General features: G+C 66.7%; 1 protein-coding gene. It reads right to left on the bottom strand.

Going from position 1 to position 252, the window contains the following annotated elements:
* Nucleotides 1-252: hypothetical protein (locus tag HAQ05_RS28375; RefSeq protein WP_202988141.1), on the bottom strand; the 252-nt coding region annotated here is incomplete at both ends.

Raw genomic sequence — 252 nt, 5'->3', positions numbered from 1 at the left:
CGCCCGTCGGCACGCCCCCAGACTGCGATACGGTACCCAGGATGGCCGCGACCGCAGCAGAACCTAGACCCAGCGCCGATCTCTGGTTCGCCTGGCTGTTCGCCGCCAGCAATGTCCTGGCCTGCGCTGGGAAATCGGCCAGCGCCATGGCGTCGGCCGCAGTGAAGTAGGCCAGTTTGTCGGCAGCACCGGTGAGCGCCTCAAGCGCGTTAATCGAGGGATCTGCGGCCAGGCTGCCGAACTGACTCACCA

The organism is Pseudomonas typographi, from assembly GCF_014694385.1.
Classification (GTDB): domain Bacteria; phylum Pseudomonadota; class Gammaproteobacteria; order Pseudomonadales; family Pseudomonadaceae; genus Aquipseudomonas; species Aquipseudomonas typographi.
The sequence above is the reverse complement of the archived record's forward strand: the minus strand, read 5'-3'. Positions and strand labels throughout refer to the sequence as shown.